Origin of the sequence: Kineococcus glutinatus, from assembly GCF_039542765.1 — a bacterium.
GTDB lineage: Bacteria > Actinomycetota > Actinomycetes > Actinomycetales > Kineococcaceae > Kineococcus_A > Kineococcus_A glutinatus.
The window spans coordinates 1-9,405 of the sequence record NZ_BAABIL010000457.1 but is presented as its reverse complement, the minus strand read 5'-3'; the positions used below and the strand labels follow the sequence as shown (position 1 = coordinate 9,405).

The window sequence follows — 9,405 nt, the reverse complement described above, 5'->3', positions numbered from 1 at the left end:
ACCGCGTCGGGACCGGCGGGAGGAGCGGTGGTGGGGGTGGAGGACGTCACGGCACCACTCTAGGGAGCGGACCGGGCTCCCCCGGCCCGCTCCCCCGAGCTCGTCAGGGGGTCAGCTGCAGCGCCTCGTCGGTGCGGGCGGTGACCTGCGCCAGCAGGTCGGCGTCCTGCGACAGGCGCCGGCCGTAGGAGGGCACCGCCTGCTCCAGCTGCGCGCGCCAGCCGTCCACCTTGCCGGGGAAGCACTTGCGCAGCAGCGTGAGCATGACGTCGACGGCGGTGGAGGCGCCCGGCGAGGCGCCCAGCAGCGCGGCGAGGGAGCCGTCGGCGGCGTGCACGAGCTCGGTGCCGAACTGCAGCACCCCGCCGCGGGGGCCCTTCTTGATGACCTGCACCCGCTGCCCGGCGGTGATGAGCTCCCAGTCCTCGGCCTTCGCCTCCGGGTAGAACACCTCCAGCGCCGCGATCCGCTGCTCGCGCGACTGCAGGACCTGCTTGACCAGGTACGTCGTCAGCGGCACGTTGTCGCGGGCCACGGCGAGCATCGGCACGAGGTTGCCGGGGCGCACCGACAGCGGCAGGTCGGTGAGGCGCCCGTGCTTGAGGAAGCGCGGGGAGAAGCCGGCGTAGGGCCCGAACAGCAGGGAGCGCTGCCCGGCCACGATGCGGGTGTCCAGGTGCGGCACCGACATCGGCGGTGCCCCGACCTCGGCCTGCCCGTAGACCTTCGCGCCGTGCCGCTCGGCGATCTCCGGTCGCCGGCAGCGCAGGAACTGCCCGGAGACGGGGAAGCCGCCGAAGCCGGCGCCCTCGGGGATGCCGGAGCGCTGCAGCAGGTGCAGGGCACCGCCGCCGGAGCCGACGAAGACGAACGGGGCGCGGAAGGTGCCGCCGCCGCCGCCGGAGCGGACGTCCAGCTCCCAGCGGGCGCCGGTGCGGCGCAGGTCGCGCACGGTGTGCCCGGTGAGCACGCGCACGCCCCGCGCCACCGCCACGTCGAGCAGGGCCCGGGTCAGCGCGCCGAAGTCGACGTCGGTGCCCGCGGTGGCCCGGGTGGCGGCGATGCGCTCACCGGGGGCCCGCCCGGCGGTGAGCAGCGGCGCCCACTCCCCGATGCGGGCGTGGTCGTCGGCCCACTCCATGCCCCGGAAGAGGGGCTGCTCCCGCAGCGCGTCGTAGCGGGCGCGCAGGTAGGCGACGTTGTCCTCCCCGCGCACGAAGCTCATGTGCGGCACGGAGTTGACGAACCGCGACGGGTCGGTCAGCACGCCGGTCTCGACGAGGTGGGCCCAGAACTGCCGCGACACCTGGAACGACTCGTTGATCGAGATCGCCTTGCTGACGTCGACGCCGCCGCCGGGGCGGGCCGGGGTGTAGTTCAGCTCGCAGAGCGCGGCGTGGCCGGTGCCGGCGTTGTTCCACGGGTCGGAGCTCTCCTGACCCACCTGGTGCAGCTTCTCGAGGACGGCGATGGACCAGCCTGGCTCCACCTCGGTGAGGAGCACCGCGAGCGTGGCGCTCATGATGCCGCCGCCGATGAGGACGACGTCGTGCTCCTGGTCGTGCTGCGTTGCGGACACCGTTGACGACACGATCCACAGCCTCGGGCTTCTGGTGCGGGCGCGCGATCCCCCGGGACCGCCGCACCGGTGCGAACAGGGACACCGGCACGCTACGACCTCCCGGCCGCAACGCGAACTCCGGGGGGCTCCGGCGGACCGTGCCGTCCCTCACACCGGCTCGCACGCCGGTCCTGCGGCGGTCCTGCCCGGCCTCGCGCGGTCTCAGGCGACGCGCAGCCGCCGACCGCCGACCTCGACGACGTCGCCGCGGCGCAGCTGGCGGCCGCGGCGCTGCTCGGGCTCGCCGTTGACGGTCACGGCACCCGAGGCGAGCAGCTCGCGGACGCCGCCGCCGGTGTCGACGGCGTCGGCGAGCTTGAGAAACTGCCCCAGGCGCAGGCCGTCGGAGGTGGTGGGGACGTCGCGCGTCGCGGGGTCGGGGGTGGGGTCGGGCACGCGCCCATCCTCCCCCACCCCCCGCCGCGGACCGCACCGGTGCGGGTCCGCGGCGGGGGCCGGGCGGGGCGCTCAGGTCCCGGTGGGGGGCTCGTCGTCGAGCGCCACGGCCTCGAGCACGGCGGCCACCCGGGACGCGTCGGTGCCGTCGAAGCGCTCCGGCAGCAGCAGCTCCGCCCGCCGGCCACCGCGCAGCGGCACCACGAGGCGGGTACCGGGGGCGTGGTCGGCGCCCGCCCCGCAGCCGGTCGCGCCGGTCCCCGGCTGCGCCGCGGGGGTCTTCGCCAGGCGCGTGGGCGCGGGTTCGCCCGCCCCGGGCACGGAGCCGGCCGGCGGCTCGTCCGCGAGGACGGCGTCCTCGGCCTCCTCCTCGGCGGCGACCTCCCCGGGGGGTGCTCCCGCCGGCGGGGTGGCCGCGGCGCGCAGGTCCCCGCCGGCGCCGGCGATGAACGTGCGCAGCCGCTCCACCCCGCTGCGGGCGGCCAGGCCCGCGACGGGGTCGAGGTAGCCCTGCCGCACGGCGCGCTGGAGCAGGTCGTCCAGCGCCGACGCGGCGCGGTCCTCATCGGTGCCCATGCCGTCCTCCCTCGGCGGGTCCGGTACCCGCCCACGGGCAGCATCGGCGGGCGGTGGCGGGGCGGTCAATCGGGGGGATCCCCCACCGCGCACCCCCTGGCGGGCCGCGTCCGCGCGCTGCCCCTAGGTTCGGGGCATGGCGAACACCCCTGACAAGATCGTCTACACCGCCCGCGCCACGGTGACCGGTGGCCGCCGCGGCGGCCACGGCGTCACCGAGGACGGCGTCCTCGACGTGCAGCTGCAGGCCCCCAAGGAGATGGGCGGTCCCGGCGGTGGCACCAACCCCGAGCAGCTCTTCGCCGTGGGCTACGGCGCCTGCTTCCAGGGCGCGATGGGCCTGGCGGCGAAGGAGCTCGGCGTGGACGTCTCCGGCTCCACCCTCGTCGCGGAGGTCGGCTTCGGGCCCGAGGGCGAGAGCTACGGCCTGGCCGTCACGCTGCGCGCGTCCGTGCCGGGCCTGACCAAGGACCAGACCCAGCAGGTGCTGGAGCGCACCCACGAGCTCTGCCCGTACTCCAAGGCGACCCGCGGCAACATCCCGGTGACCCTGGTGGCCGAGGAGGCCTGAGCCACCCGGTCCCGTGACGGCGGGCCCCCTCCCGGCCGGGAGGGGGCCCGCCGCGCGTCAGGCGGCGACCGCGAGGAACTCCTCCCAGCGGGGGTCGGCCTGCTCGGCGCCCCGCACCACCCAGGAGGCGCCGCGCGGCGCCGCCGGGACGAAGGGCAGCGTCCAGCCCATCTCCTCCGGCGTGCGGTCGCCCTTGGCGTTGTTGCAGCGCACGCAGCAGGCGACGAGGTTCTCCCACGTGTCGGGCCCGCGGCGGCTGCGGGGCTGCACGTGGTCGACGGTCGAGGCGGTGCCGCGGCAGTAGGCACAGCGGTGGTGGTCGCGGCGCAGCACCCCGCGCCGGCTCACCGGCACCACCCGGCCGTGCGGCACGCGCACGTAGCGGCCGAGCAGGATGACGGAGGGCCGGGTGAACGTCAGCGTGGCGCCGACGACGGGATCGGGGTCGGCCATGACGACCGTGGCCTTCCCGGCGAGCACGAGGACGAGGGCCCTGCGGAAGGTCACCACCGCGAGGGGCTCGTAACCGGCGTTCAGCACGAGGGTGCGCACATCCACCTCCACCGACGAGAAGAGGCGCCCTTCCGCATCGGAAGAGCGCCTCTGGCGAGGACGGCGTGCACCGGCACGCACACGTGATGGTGGTGGTGCCTCCGGAGGGCACCGGCCACCGCCCTGCGCCGCCAGGGGCGCGCCGCGACCCCCCTGCGGGGTCGCTGGTGGGGCGTGGTGCGCACGGTGTCCTCCGCGGTGCCGTCGTCGTGGTCGCACTGTACGTCCGACGGCCCGTCCCGTCACGGGACTTGACCGTTGCTCACCTGCCGGACACCCGGGGGTCACGCCCGCGACGACACGCCGGGGCCCGGGAGCGGCGGCACGAGCGGTGGCACGGCCCGGGACGCGGACCGCCCCCGCCCACCGCGGCGGGCGGGGGCGGGGGCGGTGGTGGAGAGACGGCCCGTGCGGTGCCGAGGGGGCGCCGCGCGGGCCGTCGGCCCGGGGTGGGGCGGACCTGCGCCGGGGGCGGTCAGGTCACAGGACGCGGCCGTAGCTGACCGCGCTGCTCCAGATCGCGCGCTTGGAGACGGGCTTGCCGGCGCGGGGCGCGTCGTACATCTCGTTGCCACCGGCGTAGATGCCGACGTGGTAGACGCGGCCGCCGCTGGAGAAGAAGACGAGGTCGCCCGGCTGGGCCTCGCCGGCGGAGACGGGGCGGGAGGCGCGGGCCTGCTCGCCGGAGGTGCGGGGCAGCTGGACGCCGATCTGGCGGAAGACGTACTGCGTGTAGCCCGAGCAGTCGAAGCCCGCGGGCGTGGTGCCGCCGTAGACGTAGGGCACGCCGACGTACTGCGCGGCCGTGTCGAGGACCTGCTGGCCGCGGTCCACGGGCAGCGGCGGCAGCGGGATGACCGGGGTCTGCTGCAGCGCCACGGGCGCCGCCGGCACCGGCGCGGCGGCCACGACGGGCTGCACGACGACGGGGGCGGTGGCGACCGCGGCGGTCGTGGCGACCGCGGGGGCGGTGGCGACCACGGCGGTCGTGGCGACCGCGGGGGTCGTCACGGCGGCCACCGGCAGGTCGGCGGGCTGCTGGGAGCTGCGGGAGGCCTGCTCGACACCGCGGGCGTCGGTCGCGGCCTGCGCCGGGGCGGGCGAGGCGGCCGGGGCCTCGACGACCAGCGGGATCTCCACGACCGCCGGGGCGGGGGTGGGGGCGGCGGCGAACGCGGACTCCACGACGACCGGCGCGGTGGTCGCCGGTGCGGTGACGACCGCCGCGGGGGCGGTCGTGGCGACGGGGGCGGCGGCGGCGCCCTCCGCGGGGGTGGCGCCGGCGGGGGCCGACAGCGACAGCACGAGCCCCGAGGTGGCGGCCAGCACGGCGGTGCCGCGCCCCACGGTGGAGGCGTTGCGGCGGACCGCCGCCGAGGCGGAGGCGAGGGGGGTCAGCGGGCGCGCGGAGGCGCGGTGGCGCGCCGGATGGCGAGTCGACAAGGCGGGTTACCTCTCCGACGCCTGCGAGGTGAGCTGTCGGGTTCGGGCGGGAAGGTCGCCCGGCCGGTTCTCACCGGCTTCACCCCGAGGGCCGCACCCGATCTGGCGATCGAGGTCCTGCGACCCGGAAAGTGGTTCCCCCCGTCCCTGCCATACGTCCTCGGGGACCTCGCAGCGGTGGCAGGGCTCGGCGTCCGCAGGAGGACTCCCCGCCGCGTGGTGGGGAGCGGCGCGACAGTAGCCCACGCCCGCCGCGGATGTCACGCCGTTGTCACGAACCGGGTTGCGCGTCGTACGGCGGGTGTCCGGCGGGTGACGCGAATCGATTCACCCACCCGCCGGCACCGCCGGGGCCTCAGGCGCCGGCGGCCGCCACGAAGACGTGGGAGGCCTGGGCCGTCGACAGGTCGACCGCCGACCCCTCGCCCGCGCCGTCGACGACGACGGACAGGCCCGCCGCCCCGCGGCGGGCGGTCACCGCCACCCCCGGCCGCATCCCGGCCGCCGCGAGGCGGCCCATCAGCTCCACGTCGGTCTGCAGGGGCTCGCCGAGGCGGCGCACGACGGCAGGTCGCTCGGAGGCGTCGACGGAGGTCAGCGGCACCACCCCGGCGCGGAAGTCCTCCGCCTCGACCGGCTCCCCGAGCTCGGCGAGGCCGGGGATGGGGTTGCCGTAGGGGGACAGCTGGGGGTGCTGCAGGATCTCCACGAGGCGGCGCTCGACGTGCTCGGAGATCACGTGCTCCCAACGGCAGGCCTCCTCGTGGACGAGCTCCCAGTCCAGGCCGATGACGTCCGTGAGCAGCCGCTCGGCGAGGCGGTGCTTGCGCATGACGCGCATGGCCTTGGCGCGACCGTCGTCGGTGAGCTCCAGGTGGCGCTCGGCGCTGACGTGCAGCAGGCCGTCGCGCTCCATGCGGGCGACCGTCTGCGACACCGTGGGCCCGCTGTGGTGCAGGCGCTCGGCGATGCGGGCGCGCATCGGCACGATGCCCTCCTCCTCGAGCTCGAAGATCGTGCGGAGGTACATCTCGGTGGTGTCGATGAGGTCGCTCACGCCCGCATTCTCCGACACCGGCCCGCCGGGTGCACGCAACGACGGGGCGGGCGGTCCACCGGGGGGGTGCGGCCGGGGCCGGGCGTGGAAGACCCCCGGGCGCTTCCTCCGCGGTGGAGGGCCGGCTGGACGGGCCGGCGCCCGGGGGTCTCGGTGACTGCCGTGGATTCGCCGCGCTGCGCGGGGCGACCAGAGCGGTCGGCGTCCTGCACGCAGCTGCTAGCTGACAGCCACCTCACGCGTCCGAGAGTTCTTCATGCGTCGGACCACCTCCTTCCCGTGTCCTCCGACGGTACGTCCGCCCCCCGGCGGCTGTCACGTCGAATTACGGCGTCGCCCGCGGGGCCTGCCGGGAGGCTTGCCGCGAGGGTTCGGGTCTGAGTAACCTCATCCCCGCCATCTTCGTGTCGCCGCCACCTTTAGTCGGTCGTGCGGCTGCCGATGGACAGGAGACCGGACCCCCGACGGACAGGACGCGCCCGTGAGCCAGCCCGCGGACCAGCGGGAGATCTCCGTCGCCGTGTCGACGGTGATCCTCGCGCTGCTGCCCGGAGCCTGCGGCACCCGCCGCGTCCACCTGCCGCTCGTGCGCCGCACCCGGCAGCCCTTCCAGGACCGGTGGGCCCTGCCCGGCGGCTGGGTCTGCCCCGACGAGAGCCTCTCCGACGCCGGGCGGCGCACCCTGGCCGAGACGACCGGCCTGCGCCCCAGCTACCTGGAGCAGCTCTACACGTTCGGCCGGCCCGACCGCTCCCCCACCGGTCGGGTCCTCACCGTCGTCTACTCCGCGCTGGTGCGCAGCCACGAGGCCGCCGCCGCCACCGAGGGCGAGAACGTCCGCTGGTGCGCCGCCGACGACGCCACCGGCCTCGCCTTCGACCACGACGAGATCGTCCGCTACGCGCTGTGGCGGCTGCGCACGAAGGTGGAGTACGCCTCCATCGCGCTGCACTTCCTCGACGAGACGTTCTCGATGGCGCAGCTGCGCGAGGTGCACGAGGCCGTGCTGCAGCGCCCCCTGGACCCCGCCAACTTCCGCCGCCACGTCGAGGCCACCGGCACGATCGTCCCCACCGGCGAACGGCTCACCGGCACCCGGCACCGCCCGCCGCGGCTGTACCGGGCGCTCGTCCCGGCCGGCAGCCCCGGGCCGTTCGCCGTCGCGGGCCCGCCCTCGTGAGGCACCCCGCCCCGCCCCTGCAGACCCCCAGCCCCGCGAAACCCGCGAACCCCGCGGCCCCGGAAGGAACGCCATGACCTCCGTGACCATCCCCCTCCAGCAGCTCGGCCGCGCCCCGCGCCCCCGCGGCGGCGAGGACGCCGGCGTCTGCGACCCCCGCCTCGCCGAGGGGCCCTGGGCGATGGACGCCGTCCCCGGCCTGCCGCTGCCCGCGCCCGAGTACGGCCCCGGTGGTTCCAGCGCGGACGTCGCCCCCGCCACGACCCCCGTGCAGCAGCAGATCCCCGCGGAGTACCGCCGCACGCCGGTGCCGCAGCTGGAGGAGCGCATCCGCGCGGCCAAGGCGACCCTCGGCGAGCGCCTCGTCGTCCTGGGGCACCACTACCAGCGCGAGGAGGTCGTGCGGTTCGCCGACTTCGTCGGCGACTCCTTCCAGCTCGCCCAGCAGTCCACCACCCGCACCGACGCGGAGTTCGTCGTGTTCTGCGGCGTGCACTTCATGGCCGAGACCGCGGACCTGCTGGCCTCCCCCGGCCAGAGCGTCGTCCTGCCCAACCTCGCGGCGGGCTGCTCGATGGCGGACATGGCCGACATCGACTCCGTCACCGCCTGCTGGGACCAGCTCACCGCGATCTACGGCACCGCGCCCGACGCCGACGGGCGCGTCCCCGTCATCCCCGTCACGTACATGAACTCCTCCGCGGCGCTGAAGGCGTTCTGCGGCGACCGCGGCGGCATCGTCTGCACGTCGTCCAACGCCGCCGCGGTGCTGCGCTGGGCGTTCGAGCGCGGGCAGCGGGTGCTGTTCTTCCCCGACCAGCACCTGGGCCGCAACACCGCCAAGGCCATGGGCGTCGGGCTGGACGAGATGCCGCTGTGGGACCCCCGCAAGCCGCTGGGCGGCAACTCCGCGCAGGCGCTGGCGGACGCGAAGGTGGTGCTGTGGCGGGGCTGGTGCTCGGTGCACCAGCGGTTCACGCCGCAGCAGATCGCCGACGCCCGCGCCGCGAACCCCGACGTGCGCGTCATCGTGCACCCGGAGTGCCCGGTGGAGGTCGTGGACGCGGCCGACGAGGCCGGCTCCACCCAGTACATCCAGCGCGCCGTGGAGCAGGCACCGGCGGGCACCGCGTTCGCGATCGGCACCGAGATCAACATGGTGCGCCGCCTCGCCGAGCAGCACCCCGAGCACACCATCACCTGCCTGGACCCGGTGGTGTGCCCGTGCTCGACGATGTACCGCATCCACCCGGCCTACCTGGCGTGGGTGCTGGAGTCCCTGGTGCGCGGTGAGGTCGTCAACCAGGTGCGGGTCCCCACCGACGTCGCCGACTCCGCCCGCACGGCGCTGCGGCGGATGCTGGCCGTCCGCCCGTGACCCCCGCCGCCCGGCCGGGGCCGCCCCGGGAGCTGCCCGCGGTCGACGTGCTGGTCGTCGGCAGCGGTGTCGCGGGCCTCACCGCGGCGCTGGACTGCGCGCGGCACGGTTCGGTGGCGCTCGTGACGAAGGCGGACCTCGGCGCGGGCAGCACCCGCTGGGCGCAGGGCGGGATCGCGGTCGTCAGCTCCGCCGACGACTCCCCCGCCCTGCACGCCGCCGACACCCTCGGCGCGGGCGCGGGGCTGTGCGACCCGGCGGCGGTGGAGGTGCTGTGCGCGCAGGGACCGGCCGCGGTGGCCGGGCTCGTCGCCCGCGGGGTGGTGTTCGACACCGGTCCCGACGGCGCGCCCGCGCGGGGGCTGGAGGCCGCGCACTCCCGCCACCGGATCCTGCACGCCGGCGGCGACGTCACCGGCGCGCGGATCAGCGACGCCCTCGTGGCGGCGGTGCGGGCGGGCGGCGTGCGGGTGCACGAGGCCACCGCCGTCACCGCCCTGGTCGTCGAGGGCGGCCGGGTCGTCGGCGCGGACCTGCTGCGCCGCAACGGCTCCGCGGACGGGCCCGAGGAGCGGCTGCGGGTCCGCGCCGACGCGGTCGTCCTCGCCTCCGGCGGCGCGGGGCGGATGTT

At 76.4% G+C, this 9,405-nt stretch carries 10 protein-coding genes and 1 riboswitch; of the genes, 4 read left to right on the top strand and 6 right to left on the bottom strand.

Going from position 1 to position 9,405, the window contains the following annotated elements:
• Window positions 1-103: 103 nt before the first annotated feature.
• The 3 genes from ABEB16_RS15970 to ABEB16_RS15960 all read right to left on the bottom strand — a co-directional run bounded on the left by ABEB16_RS15970 (window position 104) and on the right by ABEB16_RS15960 (window position 2,593).
• The gene (locus ABEB16_RS15970; protein WP_345713215.1) at window positions 104-1,579 is read right to left on the bottom strand and encodes a malate:quinone oxidoreductase; all 1,476 of its coding nucleotides are present in this window, start codon (window positions 1,577-1,579) and stop codon (window positions 104-106) included.
• 204 nt (window positions 1,580-1,783) lie between these two features.
• Window positions 1,784-2,017, bottom strand: a complete 234-nt coding sequence (locus tag ABEB16_RS15965; protein ID WP_345713214.1) for an RNA-binding S4 domain-containing protein — start codon at window positions 2,015-2,017, stop codon at window positions 1,784-1,786.
• Window positions 2,018-2,089: 72 nt separating this feature from the next.
• Window positions 2,090-2,593: a hypothetical protein gene (locus ABEB16_RS15960; RefSeq protein WP_345713213.1), complete on the bottom strand. Its 504-nt coding sequence runs from the start codon at window positions 2,591-2,593 to the stop codon at window positions 2,090-2,092.
• A gap of 136 nt (window positions 2,594-2,729) precedes the next feature.
• Between ABEB16_RS15960 and ABEB16_RS15955 the strand changes: the two genes are divergently transcribed.
• Entirely contained in the window at window positions 2,730-3,164 is a 435-nt protein-coding gene (locus tag ABEB16_RS15955; RefSeq protein ID WP_345713212.1) for an organic hydroperoxide resistance protein, read from the top strand.
• Between the two features lie 57 nt (window positions 3,165-3,221).
• Here ABEB16_RS15955 and ABEB16_RS15950 read toward each other — a convergent pair whose 3' ends face one another.
• The 3 genes from ABEB16_RS15950 to ABEB16_RS15940 form a co-directional block, all read right to left on the bottom strand.
• Window positions 3,222-3,716, bottom strand: a complete 495-nt coding sequence (locus ABEB16_RS15950) for an HNH endonuclease (protein ID WP_345713211.1) — start codon at window positions 3,714-3,716, stop codon at window positions 3,222-3,224.
• Window positions 3,717-4,196: 480 nt separating this feature from the next.
• The gene (locus ABEB16_RS15945) at window positions 4,197-5,159 is read right to left on the bottom strand and encodes a C40 family peptidase (RefSeq protein WP_345713210.1); all 963 of its coding nucleotides are present in this window, start codon (window positions 5,157-5,159) and stop codon (window positions 4,197-4,199) included.
• A 3-nt stretch (window positions 5,160-5,162) separates the two neighbouring features.
• A riboswitch (cyclic di-AMP (ydaO/yuaA leader) is annotated at window positions 5,163-5,291 on the bottom strand.
• Between the two features lie 223 nt (window positions 5,292-5,514).
• Window positions 5,515-6,216 carry an iron-dependent transcriptional repressor DtxR gene (locus tag ABEB16_RS15940; protein WP_345713209.1) on the bottom strand — a complete coding sequence of 234 codons (702 nt, stop codon included), beginning with the start codon at window positions 6,214-6,216 and terminating at the stop codon, window positions 5,515-5,517.
• A gap of 481 nt (window positions 6,217-6,697) precedes the next feature.
• On the opposite strand from ABEB16_RS15940, the gene ABEB16_RS15935 reads away from it, so the two are divergent.
• From ABEB16_RS15935 to ABEB16_RS15925, 3 genes are all read left to right on the top strand, one after another.
• Window positions 6,698-7,396 carry an NUDIX hydrolase gene (locus tag ABEB16_RS15935; RefSeq protein ID WP_345713208.1) on the top strand — a complete coding sequence of 233 codons (699 nt, stop codon included), beginning with the start codon at window positions 6,698-6,700 and terminating at the stop codon, window positions 7,394-7,396.
• A gap of 73 nt (window positions 7,397-7,469) precedes the next feature.
• On the top strand, window positions 7,470-8,774 hold the full coding sequence (gene nadA / locus ABEB16_RS15930; protein WP_345713207.1) for a quinolinate synthase NadA: 1,305 nt from the start codon (window positions 7,470-7,472) through the stop codon (window positions 8,772-8,774).
• The coding region (locus tag ABEB16_RS15925) for an FAD-dependent oxidoreductase (RefSeq protein ID WP_345713206.1) at window positions 8,771-9,405 on the top strand (635 nt) is incomplete at its 3' end. The genes nadA and ABEB16_RS15925, both read left to right, overlap by 4 nt.